A 15,217-nucleotide genomic window follows, 5' to 3' on the forward strand; every position below is an offset into this window, starting at 1 on the left:
TCGTACTTCTGCCAGGCATACGCATGACTTCCGCTCCCCGCACCCTGTACGACAAACTGTGGGACGCCCACGTGGTGGTTCCCGAATCCGACAGCGCGCCCGCCGTGCTGTACATCGACCTGCACCTGATCCACGAGGTGACCTCGCCGCAGGCGTTCACCGAGCTGCGCGAGCGCGGCCTGTCGCCGCGCCGCCCGGACCGCACCAAGGCGACGATGGACCACTCCACGCCGACCCTGCCGGCCGCCGCCGACGGCACGCTACCCTATGCCAGCGCCGCCTCCGAGGCACAGGTCGCCACGCTGGCACGCAACTGCGCCGAGCACGGCATCGAGCTGTTCGACATGGCCTCGGACAATCGCGGCATCGTCCACGTGATCGCGCCGGAACAGGGCTTCACCCAGCCGGGCATGACCATCGTCTGCGGCGACAGCCACACCTCCACCCACGGGGCCTTCGGTTCGCTGGCCTTCGGCATCGGCACCAGCGAAGTCGGCCATGTGCTGGCCACGCAGTGCCTGCTTCAGCGCAAGGCGAAGACCTTTGCGATCACCGTCGATGGCCCGCTGGCGCCCGGCGTCGGCGCCAAGGACGTGGTGCTGCACATCATCGGCGTGATCGGCGTCAACGGCGGCACCGGCCACGTCATCGAGTTCCGTGGCAGCACCATCGAAGCGATGGACATGGAACAGCGCATGACCCTGTGCAACATGTCGATCGAAGCCGGTGCACGCGCCGGCATGGTCGCGCCCGACCAGGTCACCTTCGACTTCGTCGCCAACACCCCGCGCGGCCCAAAGGGCGCCGATTTCGAGGCTGCGGTGGCGCGCTGGCAGCAGCTGCGCAGTGATGACGGCGCGCGCTTCGACAGCGAAGTACGCATCGACGCCACCGACATCCGCCCGACCCTGACCTGGGGCACGCATCCGGGCACCGCCATCGCGGTGGATGCGCCGATTCCCGCCGCCAACGATGCCGCCGCACAGAAAGGCCTGGACTACATGCACTTCCAGGCCGGCAAGGCACTGGCCGGCACGCCGGTGGACGTGGTGTTCGTCGGTTCGTGCACCAACGGCCGCCTGAGTGACATGCGCGAGGTCGCGCAGGTGCTGCGCGGCCGCCGTGTCGCTGAGCGGGTGCGCATGCTGGTGGTGCCAGGTTCGGAGATCGTCAAGCGCGAGGCCGAGGCCGAGGGCATCCACGAGATCGTGCGCGCTGCCGGGGCCGAGTGGCGCGAGCCGGGCTGTTCGATGTGCATCGCCATGAACGGCGATCTGGTCGCGCCCGGCCAGCTGGCCGTGAGCACCAGCAACCGCAATTTCGAGGGCCGCCAAGGCCCCGGTTCGCGCACCCTGCTGGCTTCGCCGATGAGCGCGGCGTGGGCCGCGGTCAACGGGCACGTGGCCGATACCCGCGAACTGTTCGCGCAGGAGGTGGCGTGATGGCCGGTTTCCGTACCCTGACCTCGGCCAGCGTGGTGCTGCGCCAGACCAACATCGACACCGACCAGATCATACCGGCGCGGTTCCTGTCCACCACCGAGCGTGCCGGCCTGGGCCGCAACGCGTTCAATGACTGGCGCTGGCAGGCCGACGGTTCGCCGGTGGCCGACTTCGCCTTCAACCAGCCGCACAACGCCGGCCGCAGCATCCTGCTGGCGGGCCGCAACTTCGGCTGCGGTTCTTCGCGCGAACATGCGCCGTGGGCGCTGACCGACCTGGGCCTGCGTGCCATCGTCAGCAGCGAGATCGCCGATATCTTCCGCGGCAACGCGCTGAAGAACGGCCTGCTGCCGATCGTGCTGGACGAGGCCGACGTGCAGGCGCTGATGCAGCGCCCGGACGATGAGCTGACCATCGACGTGGCTGCGCGCGAACTGCGCACGCCCGATGGCCGCGTCTATTCTTTCCCGCTGGATGGCTTCTCGCAGACCTGCCTGCTGGAAGGCGTCGACCAGTTGGGGTATCTGTTGGGCCGTGTCCCTGAAATCGAACGTTACGAGAGTGAGCATGCACGCTGAAATTGTTGTCCTGCCCGGTGATGGCATCGGCCCGGAAGTGGCCGCCGCGGCAGTGGCCGTCCTGAAGGCCGTCGCCGAGCGCTTCAACCACACCTTCACCTTCAGCGAGCACGACATCGGTGGCGTTGCCATCGACCGCCACGGTGAACCGCTGCCGGCGTCGACCCTGGAAGCCTGCCAGGCCGCCAAGGCGGTGCTGCTGGGCGCGGTCGGCGGCCCGAAGTGGTCCGACCCGAACGCCAAGGTGCGTCCGGAACAGGGCCTGCTGGCAATCCGCAAGGCACTGGGCCTGTATGCCAACCTGCGCCCGGTGCGTACCCATGAAGCCGCGCTGCACGCCTCGCCGATCAAGGCCGAGCTGCTGCAGGGCGTGGACTTCGTGGTGGTACGCGAACTGACCGGTGGCATCTACTTCGGCGACAAGACCCGCGACGCCGACAGCGCCAGCGACCTGTGCCGCTACACGGTGGCCGAGATCGAACGCGTGCTGCGCAGTGCCTTCCGCCTGGCCCAGCAGCGGCGTGGCAAGGTCACCTCGGTGGACAAGGCCAACGTGCTGGAGACCTCGCGCCTGTGGCGTGACGTGGCCGCGCGCATCGGCCGCGAGGAGTTCCCGGACGTTGCGCTGGAGCACCAGCTGGTCGATTCGATGGCCATGCACCTGCTGGCCAAGCCGCGCGAGTATGACGTGATCGTGACCGAGAACATGTTCGGCGACATCCTCACCGATGAAGCCTCGATGCTGGCCGGTTCGCTGGGCCTGCTGCCGTCGGCCTCGCTGGGCGAGCCGGGTGCGGTGGGCATTTACGAGCCGATCCATGGTTCGGCCCCGGACATCGCTGGCAAGGGCATCGCCAATCCGTACGCAACGATCTTCAGCGCGGCGATGCTGCTGCGCCATTCGCTGGGCCTGGAAGCCGAGGCTGCGGCGGTGGAAGCTGCAGTGCACGCCGTGCTGGACGATGGCGTGTTCACCGCCGATCTGGCCGCCAAGGGCCAGGCGGTGAGTACCGCCGCGGCCACGGATGCGGTGCTGGCCAAACTCAACTGATCCGATGGCGCCACTCCATGCGTGGCGCCTCTCCCTTTGGTCATTGTGCGCAGCCACCCATGGGGTGGCTCTACTGTAGATCCACGCCATGCGTGGATCGTTCGAATGTCGCGCTGCAGATCCACGCCAGGCGTGGCTGCATTATTTGGTGGTGTACCCACCATTGACCAGGATGGTCTGCCCCGTCATCCACCAGCCATCGGTGACCAGGAAGCGGATCCACGGCACGATATCGGCGATGTCGGTCAGCCCGGTGCGGGTGAACGCCGAGAGCGCGGCCGCGGTCTTGTGGTACGCCTGCGCATCGGCACTCTCGGCCGGGTAGAAGAACGGCGTGTCCATCGGGCCGGGCCCGATCGCAGTCACCGAGATGCCGCGCTCACCGAACTCCTTCGACGCCGCGCGGGTGAAGTGCTCGACTGGCGCCTTGGTACCGGCGTAGCTGGAATAGAACGGCGTGTAGGCACCCAGCAATGAGGTGACCAGGGTGCAGATGCGACCACCGTCGTTGACGTGGCGGCCGGCTTCCTTGAGGAAGAAGAACGCCGCCTTGGCGTTGACCGCGCTCATCTCGTCGTACTCCGCTTCGCTGATGTCCAGCAGCGGTTTCTTCAATACCTTGCCGACCGTATTGATGGCGATGTCGGGACGGCCGACTGCGGCCACGGCATCGGCGAACAAGCGCTCCATCGCTGCCGCCGAGGTCAGGTCGCCCTGCAGGGCCACCGCCTTGCTGCCGGCGGCCTGCACTGCGGCTACAGTCGCTTCTGCATCGGCCTGGGTAGCGGCACTGTTGTAGTGGATGACGATGGCTTTGGCGCCCTGTGCGGCGAAGTCGCGGGCGATCAGGCCGCCCAGGTTCTTGGCGCCACCGGCGATCAGCACGGTCTTGCCCTTGAGGGAATGCTCGGTCATGGCTTCGGTCTCGGGAGGGGGTTACCCGGGGTGGCAACCCTGCCCTGACGACGATATCGTGCAGAAAAAGCGGATAAAGCCCGCCACATTGACTTAACTTTCCAGAGCCAGCGAACAATGGACCGGATCGATCGCTTCCGCATCTTCACCCGGGTCGTGGAGTGCGCCAGCTTCACCCGCGCCGCCGACCAGCTCGGCCTGCCCCGCTCGACCGTTTCGGCGGCGGTGGCCGAGCTCGAACAGCGGCTTGGCACCCGTCTGCTGCAGCGCTCAACCCGCCGGGTGTCCACCACCCATGATGGCGACGTGTTCCATGCCCGCTGCCTGCGCCTGATCGCCGAGGTCGAGGACGCCGAATCGCTGTTCCGTCAAGACGATGCGCAACCGGTCGGTCTGCTGAAGATCGACGTGCCCAGCCGCATCGGCCGCCGCATCATCGCACCGGCGCTGCCCGAATTCTTCGCGCAGTATCCGCAGGTGGAAGTGGACCTGGGCATGACCGACCGCGCGGTAAACCTGATCGAGGACGGTTGCGATGCGGTGCTGCGGGTCGGTCAACTGGGCGATTCCAGCCTGGTGGCGCGCACGCTGGGCCAGCTCGACTTCGTCAACGTCGCCGCGCCCGCTTACCTGCGCGAACACGGCATGCCGCAGCATCCTGCCGACCTGCCGCAGCACCGCGCGGTGAACTACGCGTCGCCGACCACGGCACGGGTGGAACCGTGGGAGTGGCAGGACGGTGGCCAACTGCGCACGCTGCCGATGCCCGGCTGGGTGCGGGTGAACAGCGCCGAGGCATCGATTGCGTGCTGTGTGGCGGGGTTGGGGTTGCTGCAGATTCCGCGCTACGACGTGCAGGCCGAACTGCAATCCGGCGCGTTGGTGGAGGTGATGCCACAGCACGTGGCGCAGCCCTTGCCGGTGACGCTGTTGCAACCGCATCGGCAACACCGCGCGCAGCGTGTTCAGGTGTTCATCGAATGGCTGCTGCCGGTCTTGAGGGCCGGCCTGCAGCTGCAGTAGATCCACGCCATGCGTGGATGGGGCATCCGTGCCAACCAAGGTTGGCCCCCACCTGGGAAGGGACCAACCGGCATGGGTGGGGCCAGACCCTTTTCCCGGAGGAAAAGGGATCCGACCCCGGTCGGCGTTACGCCCCGGATTCGTCCGGCTTCACCCGGAACCACGCCGCATACAGCGCCGGCAGGAACACCAGCGTCAGCACCGTACCGACGATCAGGCCGCCCATGATCGAGATCGCCATCGAGCCGTAGAACGCGCTGCGCGACAGCGGAATCATCGCCAGCACCGCCGCCAGCGCGGTCAGCACGATCGGGCGGAAACGGCGCACCGTGGCATCGATGATCGAATGCCAGCGGTCATGCCCGGCATCGATGTCCTGCTGGATCTGGTCGATCAGGATCACCGAGTTGCGCATGATCATGCCGGCCAGTGCGATCGTGCCCAGCAGCGCGACGAAGCCGAACGGCGCCCGGAACAGCAGCAGGAACAGGGTCGCGCCGATGATGCCCAGCGGCGCGGTCACCAGCACCATCGCTGCACGCGAGAAGCTGCGCAGCTGCAGCATCAGCAGCGTGGCCACCACCACCAGGAACAGCGGCATGCCGGCCTTGATCGAGTTCTGGCCACGCGCCGAATCCTCCACGGTACCGCCGGTTTCCAGCAGGTAACCACTGGGCAGCTCGGCACGGATGCCATCCAGTGTGGGCAGGATCTGATGAACCACGTCCAGCGCCTGCATGCCATCACTGATGTCGGCGCGCACGGTCACCGTCGGCAACCGGTTGCGGTGCCAGATGATGCCGTCCTCGAAGCCGTACTCCATCGTCGCCACCTGCGACAGCGTGATGCTGCCACCGTTGGCGGTGGGCATCGACAGGCTGGACAGCAGCTCCAGCTGGTTGCGCTCATCGGCCGGCCCGCGCAGCAGCATCTCGATCTGACGATTGCCTTCGCGATACACGCTCACCGACTGCCCGGCCAACGAACTGGACAGGAACTGGCTGACCTGGGCGCTGCTAACGCCCAGCGCGCGGGCGCGCTCCTGGTCGACCACCAGGCGCACCACCTTGCTCGGCTCGCTCCAGTCCAGGTTGACGTTCATCACGTGCGGGTTCTCCCGCACCTTGGCCTCGACCTGGCGCGCGATCGCCTGCACCTTCTCGATGTGCTCGCCGGAGATGCGCATCTGCACCGGATAGCCGACCGGCGGTCCGTTCTCCAGGCGGGTCACGCGCATCTGCACGTCCGGGAACTTCGGGATCACCTCGTGCAGCAGCCAGTCGCGGGTGCTCTCGCGCGCCTTGATGTCCTTGGCCAACACCACGAACTGGGCGAAGTTGGTCGCCGGCAGCTGCTGGTCCAGCGGCAGATAGAAGCGCGGCGAACCGGTGCCCACATAGGACACGTAGTTGGCAATGCCCTCGCGGCGGGACAGCAGCTTTTCCAGCTTCTCGGCCTGGGCCTGGGTCGAGCGCAGCGAGGCGCCCTCGGCCAGCTCGATGTCCACCATCAGCTCCGGCCGGGTCGAGTCCGGGAAGAACTGCTGGGGCACGAAGCGGAACATCATCAGCGAGAACACGAACAGGGCGATGGTCGCGGCGATCACCCACCAGCGATGGCGCAGGCAGGTATCGAGGAAGCGGCGGAAACTGCGATAGAACGGGCGCTGGTACGGATCATGGTCGTGCCCATGCTGCGGCGGCGCAATCAGGTTGGCCAGCGCCGGGTAGCGGTCGGCCCACTGCTGGCGCTTGGCATGCCAGCGCGCGGGCAGGCTGCCCGGCTTGGGCGGCTGCGGATTGAACAGGTCCGGCAGCATCTTGTCACCCAGGTAGGGAATGAACAGTACCGCCGCGATCCACGACACCACCAGCGCGATGGTCACCACCTGGAACAGCGAACGCGTATATTCACCGGTGCTCGATGCCGCCGTGGCGATCGGCAGGAAGCCAGCCGCGGTGATCAGCGTACCGGTCAGCATCGGGAACGCAGTCGATTCCCAGGCGAAACTGGCCGCGCGCAGGCGGTCGTAGCCCTGCTCCATCTTGGTGGCCATCATCTCCACCGCGATGATCGCATCGTCCACCAGCAGGCCCAGCGCCAGCACCAGCGCGCCCAGCGAGATCTTGTGCAGGCCGATGTCGAAGTAGTGCATGACGAAGAAGGTCATCGCCAGCACCAGCGGAATGGTGACGCCCACCACCAGGCCGGTGCGCAGGCCCAGCGAGAAGAAGCTGACCAGCAGCACGATCACCACCGCCTCGGTCAGCACCTGCACGAACTCGCCGACTGACTCTTCCACCGACTGCGGCTGGTCGGACACCTTGCGCAGCTGCATGCCGGCCGGCAGGGTCTTCTGCAGCCGTTGGAACTCGGCATCGAGGTTGGCGCCGAGCTTGAGGATGTCACCGCCATCCTTCATCGCCACCGCCAGGCCGATCGCCTCTTCGCCCATGAAGCGCATCTTCGGCGACGCCGGATCGGCGAAGCCGCGCTTGACCTCGGCGATGTCGCCCAAGTGCACGGTGCGGTCGCCAGCACGGATCGGGAACTGGCGGATTGCTTCGATGTCGTTGAACTGGCCGGTCACGCGCAGCTGCACGCGATCGGTGGCGGTCTCGAAGAAGCTGGTGCCGGTGACCGCATTCTGGTCGGCCAGCGCCTGCTGTACCTGCTGCATCGACACACCCAGCGTGGCCAGGCGGGTGTTGGACAGCTCGATCCAGACCTTCTCGTCCTGCAGGCCGACCAGGTCGATCTTGCCGACGTCGGGCACGCGCTGCAGTTCCAGCTGGATGCGGTCGGCGTAGTCGCGCATCACCGCGTAGTCGAAGCCCTTGCCGGTCAAGGCGTAGATGTTGCCGTAGGTATCGCCGAACTCATCGTTGAAGAACGGGCCGACGATCTCGCGCGGCAGCGTCGGACGGATGTCACCCACGCGCTTGCGCACCTGGTACCACAGGTCCGGGATCTGCCTGGAACGCAGGCTGTCGCGCGCCATGAAGATGACCTGCGATTCGCCCGGGCGCGAATACGAGCGGATGAACTCGTACTCACCGGTGTTCATCAGCGCCTTCTCGATCGGCTCGGTCACCTGGCGCGAGACCTGTTCGGCGGTGGCGCCCGGCCACAGCGTGCGCACCACCATGGCCTTGAACGTGAATGGCGGATCCTCGGACTGGCCCAGATGCTTGTACGACCACGCGCCGATCAGCGCGAACGCCAGCATCGCGAACAGCACCAGCGGGCGATTGGACAACGCCCACTCGGAAAGATTGAAGCGGCGCACCGGCTTACTCCCTGGCCTTGGCGGAAGCGGCCGGCGTGGCCGGCTTCAGCACCGGCCGGTTCTGCCGGTCCACGGCGATCACCGGCTGGCCGGCGCGCAGCAGGTGGCCGCCTGCGGCGACCACCCAGTCACCGGCCCCCACGCCGGACAGCACCGGCACCGTCTCGCTGCCGTAGGCACCGGTGGTGACCGCGGCGGCCTTCAACGTGCTGTTGGCCGGATCGACCACCCACACGCTGGCAGCACCATTGGCACCGCGCTGCAGCGCGCCCAGCGGCAGCTGCAGGGTGCCGTGGCGGCCGGCGCTGCTGTAGACGCGCGCGCTCTGGCCCAGCTCGACATCGGCCAGCGCATCGGCGGCCAGGCTGACCCGCGTCGCGTAGGTGCGTGCCTGCGGATCGGCGGCGGCGGCAATCTCGCGGATCGTGCCCGGCAGGCGCTGCCCCGGGCGGTTCCACAGTTCCACCTCGACCGGCTGGCCGACCGCGTAGTCGCGGATGGTGGCTTCGGGCAGGTCGATCAGCACTTCGCGGCCACCGTCGGCGGCCAGGTTGAAGATGGTCTGTCCGGCGGACACCACCTGCCCAGCCTCGGCCTCGCGGCTGGCGATCACGCCGTCAGCCGGTGCGCGCAGCTGCGCGTAGTCGGCCTGGTTGCGCAGCACATCGAGGTTGGCGCGGGCGGCGTTGGCCTGACCCTGCGCCGCTTTGAAGGCGGCGGACTGCTGGTCCAGCTGCGAACGGCTGACCAGCTGCTGGTCGGCCAGCACCTGGTAGCGCTTGAGGTCGTCGCGGGCACGCACCAGGTCGGCTTCAGCTGCGGCCAGCTGCGCCTGCGAAGCGCGGGCCTGCAATGCGAAGTCGGCTGCATCCAGCTCGGCCAGCACGTCGCCCTTCTTTACCCGCTGCCCGGCATCGACATGGCGCTTGACCAGGTTGCCGCCGACGCGGAACGACAGCGGGCTTTCCTGGCGGGCACGCACCGTGCCCGGGAACGCCGCCGGCGCCTGTCCGGCCTGTTCGCCGGGGTGAACCACCAGTACCGGCACGGCCGCCTGCGGCGCCTGTTCCTGCCCCGAACAGGCTGCCAGCGCAGCCACCCACACCATACCGCCCATCCAGCGCACGATCTTCATCGGTCAACGTCCTGAAAACGCAGGGTTGCAACAAGGGGGAGCCGCGACTGCCGGCCCAATTTAATAAACCGGCCGGTATAGTATAAATATCGAACCGCTTGGTCTAGTATTGTTGCGATGAGTTCTTCCACTTCCCGCAAGCCGTCGGCCAAGCCTGCTGCCAAGGCCGCCGGACCCGGGCGCCCCAAGGATCTGGGCAAGCGCGCGGCGATCCTTGAAGCAGCCAAGGTACTGTTCATCGAACAGGGGTATACCGGCGTGAGCATGGACACCATCGCCGCCCAGGCCGGCGTCTCGAAGCTGACCGTGTACAGCCACTTCGGCGACAAGGAGACCCTGTTCTCCGAGGCCGTGCAGTCAAAGTGCATTGAAATGCTGCCCGATGCCCTGTTCGTGGCCGACACGGACGGCCCGCTGCGCGACCAGCTGATCGGCATCGGTCTGGCCTTCTTCGAACTGATCACCTCCGACGCGGCGATCTCGATCCAGCGCATGATGATGGCGCCGGAGACCGACGAACGCCTGCGCGAGCTGTTCTGGAAGGCAGGACCGGAACGTACCTGCGAGGCCCTGGCTGACTTCCTGCGGGCACGCGCCGAGCGCGGCGAGCTGGAAATCACCGACTATTCGCTGGCTGGCGAGCAGTTCCTGACCCTGGTCAAGGGCGAAGTGCACATGCATATGATGTGCGGCATGCCGCTGTCACCGGTGGAGTGCGACCCTCTTGCCCACGTGACCGCCAGCATCGACTTCTTCCTGCGCGCCTACGCGCCGCGAGGGGCCGGAACGGCTGAATAACCAAAACTGAACGAACCGGAGGTCGCGATGACTTCCGGCACTGCGACCCCGGCCCCCGGCAGCTGATGCTCTGGGCGCGCCGCCGGCCTCCGGCACCGGTAAAATGGCCGGCCCACTGCGCTGGATTTGAACCTCATGACGATTGATTACGCCCACGCCCGCGAACTGATGGTGGAACAGCAGATCCGTCCCTGGGACGTGCTGGACATCAAGGTGCTCGACGTCCTGGCCCGCCTGCCGCGCGAGGCTTTTGTCGCCGATGCACACCGGGCACTGGCCTACGCCGATGTCGAACTGCCGATCGGTCACGGCCAGAAGATGATGAAGCCGGTCATCGAGGGCCGTACCCTGCAGGCGCTGGACCTGCAGCCGGGTGACGAAGTGCTGGAAATCGGCACCGGCAGCGGCTTCCTGGCCGCCTGCATCGGCGCGCTGGCGCGCGATGTGCTGAGCCTGGAAATCGACCCGGAGCTGGCCGCCGCCGCGCGTGCCCGCCTGGACGCTTCCGGCCTGGGCAGCAACGTCCGCGTGGAAGTGGCCGATGCCCTGTCCTGGCAGACCGAACGCCGCTTTGACGTGATCTGTGTCACTGGTGCGGTCGACGTGGTGCCGTCACAGTTCGCCTCGTGGCTGCGTCCGGGTGGCCGCCTGTTCGTGATCCACGGCCGCTCGCCGGCGATGGAGGCCCTGCTGGTCAAGGCCGACGGCAGCTCCGAGTCCCTGTTCGAGACCGATATCGATTACCTGCGTGGTGCCGCCCCGGCCCCCCAGTTCCACCTCTGAGTCCAAGGAAGCCGCAATGATCCGCCGATCCCTCGCTGTTGCGCTGGCCACTGCCCTGCTGCCGTTGTCCGCCCATGCCGCCGACCTGCTGCAGGTCTACGAAATGGCCCGCAACGGCGATCCGCAGCTGTCGGCCGCCGAATCGACCCGGCTGTACGACAAGGAAGGCGCCGTGCAGGCGCGTGCCGCCCTGCTGCCGCAGATCAACGGCCAGGCCGCGCTGAACCGCACGCGCAGCGAGCCGAACGCCGACGCCAACTCCGGCTCGTTCACCAACAAGCGCCGCACCTACACGATCGACGGCAGCCAGACGCTGTTCAACTGGACCCAGATCAACAACCTGCGCTCGCAGCGTGAGCTGAGCAAGGCGGCGGACTTCACCCTCGAATCGGCCAACGACAACCTGATCGTGCGCACCTCGGCGGCCTACTTCAACGTGCTGGTGGCGATAGAATCGCTGAACGCCGCGCAGACCAACGAAGCGGCCGCGAAGAAGCAGTTCGACTTCGCCGACAAGCGCCTGGAAGTGGGCCTGGCGCCGATCACCGACGTGCACGAAGCACGCGCCCAGTACGACCAGGCGCGTGCCAACACCATCATTGCGCAGAACACCCTGGCCGATAACTACCAGGCCCTGACCGAACTGACCGGCCAGCCGGTGACCAACCTGCGTGGCCTGCCGGCGGACTTCCGCCCGGAAGTGCCGGCCAACCGCGGCAACATCGATGAGCTGGTGCAGCAGGCCACCACCCAGAATCCGGCGCTGAAGGCGCAGGAGCTGAAGGTCAGTGCGGCCGAAGCTGGCGTGCAGGCTGCCCGCGGTGGCCATTACCCGACCCTGTCGCTGGGCGGCAGCTGGGGCAAGAGCGCGACCTGGGGCGACAGCACCGGCGCCGGCTCGTTGTCGCCGGACGCACGCACCAACAGCATCGGCCTGACCCTGAGCGTGCCGATCTTCTCCGGTGGTGCCACCCAGTCCGGCGTGCGCCAGGCGCTGGCCCAGCGTGACATCGCCCAGGACGGCTACGAGCAGCAGAAGCGTGCCCTGGACCGCAATACCCGCAATGCCTACCAGACCCTGGTGCAGGGCATCAGCGAAGTGGAAGCCCGCCGCTTGGCGGTGGTCTCGGCGCAGAGCGCGTACGACGCTTCGCAGGTCGGCCTGGAGGTCGGCACCCGTACCGTGCTGGATGTGATCCAGAACCAGCGCATCCTGTTCTCGGCGCAGCTGGACTACGCCCAGGCCCGTTACACCTTCCTGCAGAACCGCCTGCTGCTGAGCCAGTCGCTGGGTGCACTGGACGTGGCCGAGCTGCAGGACGTGAACCGCCTGCTGACCCAGGACGCGGGCAATCCGGCAACGACGACGCACTGAGCCGTCGCCTGCCGGCAACGAAAAGCCACCCGCGAGGGTGGCTTTTTTGTGCGCGATGCACGGCCATCAGCCGGGCCAGGCCCGCAGCCACCCGATGGCGGCCAGCATGCACAGTCCGGCGGCCACAGGCGCCAGCAGCGCAAGGCCACGTGCCAACGGTGACTGCCCGCGCAGTACGGCCAGGCACAGGGCGGCCATCACCACCAGCACGACCGGGCCGGGCAGCACCGGCAGGATGCCCGCGGGCACGCCGAAAGCCAGCACCGCCGCTGACAGAATCAACGCGACCGGCACCGCCCGCACATGCATGCCGATTGCTTCGTCATGCCGTGCCGGCCACAGCTGCATCGCCAAGCACAGGCCCACCCGCAGCAGCACCAGCAGCAGCGCGGCCAATCCGGCCGCGCCGGCCAGCGGCAGCAACGGCATCAGCCACTGCAGCTGCGGGTGCGGTTGCAGGGCTACCGCCAGCGGTCGCGTGCTGTCCAATGCAGGGAACTCGACCAGCCCGGCCTGCAATGCAGCGACCACGATCAGCAACAGCATGGCCAGCAGCAGCATGCCCGCCAGCAGCCGCGACTGGCGCGCCTTCACCTGCCCGCCCAAGCCGGGAAATCCAACCGCCAGGCCCACGCTGGCGAACGCACCCAGCAGCGGCACGCTCGCCGCCAATACACCACCAAGCCCAAAGCGATAGGGAGCCGTCGCCTCCGGCAGCCAGGGAATCCAGTGCGCGTAGTGCATGTAACGGGCTGCCAGTGCCACCAGCAGCAGGCCGGTCCCGATCTTCATCGTCAACAGCGCACACGCCACCAGAACCATTCGTCGCCACGGCAGCAACCCGACCACACCAATCAGAAGCACCGCCAGGCTGGCCATCAGCGGACCCGGCACCGCGTAGTCGGCCTCGACGCCACAATAGGCCAGCAGTGCACGCAGATGACGGGCCAGCGATTGCGCCACGCCACCCATGGTCGCCACCAGTTCCAACAACAGCGCGCCGCCGAGCACACCGGCGGATGCCCGGCCCCAGCACGCACGCAACACTCCCTGCAGGCCATCGACAGCCGGCAGCTGCTGGTTGAGGGCGTGCAGGCAATACAGCAGTGGCATCGTACCCAGTGCGGCCAGCAACAGGCTCAGCACGATGGCCGGCCCAGCCTCGGCCGCCGTGTGCTGGCCGATCAGCGCGACCACATTGCCCCCCAGCAGCAGCGTCAGCGCCACCACTGCAAGATGCTCCATGCCGGGCCGGGCATCACCGATGCCCTCCGGCCTGCTGCCCCCATCCATCGCAAGCTCCCTTGATATCCGTCCAGGCGCGGTCGACAGCAGGCTGGCAGCCTGCGCCGAAGGGCGGTATCAGAATCCTTGCCGTGCACGCCGCGATGTGACCGCAGACACGCCCAGCGACGCGCACCCGGTTCTGTCGCGACAAAACTCCGCCCGCTAAGCAGAATTGATGCAGTCGATCACGTCAGTCGACGGACTGGGCGCAGGCCTGTGCGGTCGGTGGACTCAGCCGCGCGGCGGCGGCAGATGTGGCGCGACCAGGGCCAGCGTGCGCTGCAAAGCGCCACGGCCATTGCTGATCAACGTGCAGCCTGCCCGCGCCATGTCCTCGCGCGCCTGCGGGTCCTGGAGCAGGTGCTGCAGCAGGTCACCCACCGCTTGCACGTCATCGCCGATCAGCAAGGCACCGGCCTCACGCATGCGGCGGGAGATCTCGGCGAAGTTGTGCAGGTGGGGGCCGGTCACAGCCGCAGTGCCCATTGCCGCCGGTTCCAGCAGGTTGTGGCCACCGATCGGCTGCAGGCTGCCGCCGACGAAGGCAACCTGCGCGCAGGCATAGAACGGCATCAGCTCGCCCAGGGTGTCGATGACGAATACATCCGTGCCGGCCTCGGGCCATTGCTTCGCACGACGGGTCGCCACGCTCCAGCCCTGCTCGCGCGCCAGCGCCTCCACCTTCGGGAAGCGCTCGGGGTGCCGCGGCGCCCACAGCAACAACAGGTCGGGGTGCTGCTGGCGCAGGCGCCGATGCAGGTCGATCACCGCCTGCTCCTCGCCATCATGGGTACTGGCCGCGATCCACACCGGGCGCCCGGCGGGCACGCAGGCGTGGAACTGCTCGACGAAGCCCTGCACATCCGGCGTGGCGATATCGAACTTGAGGTTGCCCAAGGCCTGCACCTGTTCCCGCGCCGCCCCCAGCTGCACGAAGCGCGCGGCGTCGTCCTGCGACTGCGCGGCCACGCAGGTGACCGTGCGCAGCGCACGGCGGATCAGCGCCGCCAGCACCCGGTAACCGCGCAGCGAACGCGCAGACAGGCGGGCGTTGAGGATATAGACCGGAATATGGCGGTCGCGGCAGCCGAACAGCATGTTCGGCCACAGCTCGGTTTCCAGGATCAGCGCCAGGCTGGGCTGGAAGTGGCCGAGGAAGCGGTTGACGCTGCCCGGCACGTCGTACGGCAGATAGACGTGGTCCAGCGCGTCCCCCCACAGCGCACGCACGCGCTCCGAACCGGTCGGCGTGATGGTGGTGATGACCCAGCGGATGTCCGGACGCTGTTGGCGCAGGGCATTCACCAGCGGCGCGGCGGCATTGACCTCGCCCACCGAGACCGCATGCAGCCAGACCCGCGGCTGGCCGGTCGGCTGCGGATACGAGGCGTAGCGCTCGTCCCAGCGCCGGAAGTATTCACGGACCCGGAAACCGCGCCAGACCAGGTGGTACACGGTGATCGGCAGCAGGATGTAGAGCACGGCCGAGTACAGGCCGCGCAGGATCCATTCGGCAGGGTCTTTGCGCATGCGGCAAGGAT

General features: G+C 67.5%; 12 protein-coding genes. 7 read left to right on the top strand and 5 right to left on the bottom strand.

What is annotated here, in order from left to right; translation table 11 throughout:
- The first annotated feature begins 23 nt into the window (after positions 1-23).
- From leuC to leuB, 3 genes are read left to right on the top strand one after another with little or no spacing between them, the layout of a single operon-like run.
- Positions 24-1,442, top strand: a complete 1,419-nt coding sequence (leuC, locus tag BN1263_RS19505) for a 3-isopropylmalate dehydratase large subunit (RefSeq protein WP_021202143.1) — start codon at positions 24-26, stop codon at positions 1,440-1,442.
- Positions 1,442-2,020 carry a 3-isopropylmalate dehydratase small subunit gene (gene leuD, locus BN1263_RS19510; RefSeq protein ID WP_058983536.1) on the top strand — a complete coding sequence of 193 codons (579 nt, stop codon included), beginning with the start codon at positions 1,442-1,444 and terminating at the stop codon, positions 2,018-2,020. The genes leuC and leuD overlap by 1 nt, the downstream gene beginning before the upstream one ends.
- Positions 2,010-3,071, top strand: coding sequence for a 3-isopropylmalate dehydrogenase (gene leuB, locus BN1263_RS19515; RefSeq protein WP_058983538.1), 1,062 nt, complete (start codon positions 2,010-2,012; stop codon positions 3,069-3,071). The genes leuD and leuB overlap by 11 nt, the downstream gene beginning before the upstream one ends.
- Positions 3,072-3,212: 141 nt before the next feature.
- Here leuB and BN1263_RS19520 read toward each other — a convergent pair whose 3' ends face one another.
- Positions 3,213-3,986 carry an SDR family oxidoreductase gene (locus BN1263_RS19520; protein WP_019662047.1) on the bottom strand — a complete coding sequence of 258 codons (774 nt, stop codon included), beginning with the start codon at positions 3,984-3,986 and terminating at the stop codon, positions 3,213-3,215.
- Positions 3,987-4,103: 117 nt separating this feature from the next.
- Between BN1263_RS19520 and BN1263_RS19525 the strand changes: the two genes are divergently transcribed.
- A complete protein-coding gene (locus tag BN1263_RS19525; protein WP_021202147.1) occupies positions 4,104-5,009 on the top strand; it encodes a LysR family transcriptional regulator in 906 nt (301 codons plus the stop codon).
- Between the two features lie 127 nt (positions 5,010-5,136).
- Here the strand turns inward: BN1263_RS19525 and BN1263_RS19530 are convergent, their stop codons facing one another.
- Together BN1263_RS19530 and BN1263_RS19535 are read right to left on the bottom strand one after the other, a co-directional pair.
- On the bottom strand, positions 5,137-8,298 hold the full coding sequence (locus BN1263_RS19530) for an efflux RND transporter permease subunit (RefSeq protein ID WP_058983539.1): 3,162 nt from the start codon (positions 8,296-8,298) through the stop codon (positions 5,137-5,139).
- Between the two features lie 4 nt (positions 8,299-8,302).
- Complete coding sequence (locus tag BN1263_RS19535; RefSeq protein WP_058983542.1) at positions 8,303-9,433, bottom strand: efflux RND transporter periplasmic adaptor subunit; 1,131 nt, start codon at positions 9,431-9,433, stop codon at positions 8,303-8,305.
- A gap of 117 nt (positions 9,434-9,550) precedes the next feature.
- Between BN1263_RS19535 and BN1263_RS19540 the strand changes: the two genes are divergently transcribed.
- The 3 genes from BN1263_RS19540 to BN1263_RS19550 all read left to right on the top strand — a co-directional run bounded on the left by BN1263_RS19540 (position 9,551) and on the right by BN1263_RS19550 (position 12,389).
- Positions 9,551-10,231 (top strand): TetR/AcrR family transcriptional regulator, encoded by a 681-nt coding sequence (locus BN1263_RS19540; protein ID WP_019662051.1) that lies wholly within the window; start codon positions 9,551-9,553, stop codon positions 10,229-10,231.
- A gap of 135 nt (positions 10,232-10,366) precedes the next feature.
- The gene (locus tag BN1263_RS19545; protein ID WP_019662052.1) at positions 10,367-11,014 is read left to right on the top strand and encodes a protein-L-isoaspartate O-methyltransferase family protein; all 648 of its coding nucleotides are present in this window, start codon (positions 10,367-10,369) and stop codon (positions 11,012-11,014) included.
- A 16-nt stretch (positions 11,015-11,030) separates the two neighbouring features.
- A complete protein-coding gene (locus tag BN1263_RS19550; protein WP_005419128.1) occupies positions 11,031-12,389 on the top strand; it encodes a TolC family outer membrane protein in 1,359 nt (452 codons plus the stop codon).
- A gap of 66 nt (positions 12,390-12,455) precedes the next feature.
- Here the strand turns inward: BN1263_RS19550 and BN1263_RS19555 are convergent, their stop codons facing one another.
- Both BN1263_RS19555 and waaA read right to left on the bottom strand, forming a co-directional pair.
- Positions 12,456-13,682, bottom strand: a complete 1,227-nt coding sequence (locus BN1263_RS19555) for an APC family permease (protein WP_058983544.1) — start codon at positions 13,680-13,682, stop codon at positions 12,456-12,458.
- A 225-nt stretch (positions 13,683-13,907) separates the two neighbouring features.
- Entirely contained in the window at positions 13,908-15,206 is a 1,299-nt protein-coding gene (gene waaA / locus BN1263_RS19560) for a lipid IV(A) 3-deoxy-D-manno-octulosonic acid transferase (RefSeq protein WP_058983546.1), read from the bottom strand.
- Between the last annotated feature and the right edge of the window lie 11 nt (positions 15,207-15,217).

It is taken from the genome of Stenotrophomonas thermophila, from assembly GCF_001499715.1.
GTDB lineage: Bacteria > Pseudomonadota > Gammaproteobacteria > Xanthomonadales > Xanthomonadaceae > Stenotrophomonas > Stenotrophomonas hibiscicola.

Bases quoted from the DNA above. Each gene is read 5' to 3' on its own strand.
- leuC (WP_021202143.1), top strand. From the start codon at position 24: ATGACTTCCGCTCCCCGCACCCTGTACGACAAACTGTGGGACGCCCAC.
- BN1263_RS19540 (WP_019662051.1), top strand. From the start codon at position 9,551: ATGAGTTCTTCCACTTCCCGCAAGCCGTCGGCCAAGCCTGCTGCCAAG.
- waaA (WP_058983546.1), bottom strand. From the start codon at position 15,206: ATGCGCAAAGACCCTGCCGAATGGATCCTGCGCGGCCTGTACTCGGCC.
- leuB (WP_058983538.1), top strand. From the start codon at position 2,010: ATGCACGCTGAAATTGTTGTCCTGCCCGGTGATGGCATCGGCCCGGAA.
- leuD (WP_058983536.1), top strand. From the start codon at position 1,442: ATGGCCGGTTTCCGTACCCTGACCTCGGCCAGCGTGGTGCTGCGCCAG.
- BN1263_RS19555 (WP_058983544.1), bottom strand. From the start codon at position 13,682: ATGGATGGGGGCAGCAGGCCGGAGGGCATCGGTGATGCCCGGCCCGGC.
- BN1263_RS19520 (WP_019662047.1), bottom strand. From the start codon at position 3,986: ATGACCGAGCATTCCCTCAAGGGCAAGACCGTGCTGATCGCCGGTGGC.
- BN1263_RS19535 (WP_058983542.1), bottom strand. From the start codon at position 9,433: ATGAAGATCGTGCGCTGGATGGGCGGTATGGTGTGGGTGGCTGCGCTG.
- BN1263_RS19550 (WP_005419128.1), top strand. From the start codon at position 11,031: ATGATCCGCCGATCCCTCGCTGTTGCGCTGGCCACTGCCCTGCTGCCG.
- BN1263_RS19545 (WP_019662052.1), top strand. From the start codon at position 10,367: ATGACGATTGATTACGCCCACGCCCGCGAACTGATGGTGGAACAGCAG.
- BN1263_RS19525 (WP_021202147.1), top strand. From the start codon at position 4,104: ATGGACCGGATCGATCGCTTCCGCATCTTCACCCGGGTCGTGGAGTGC.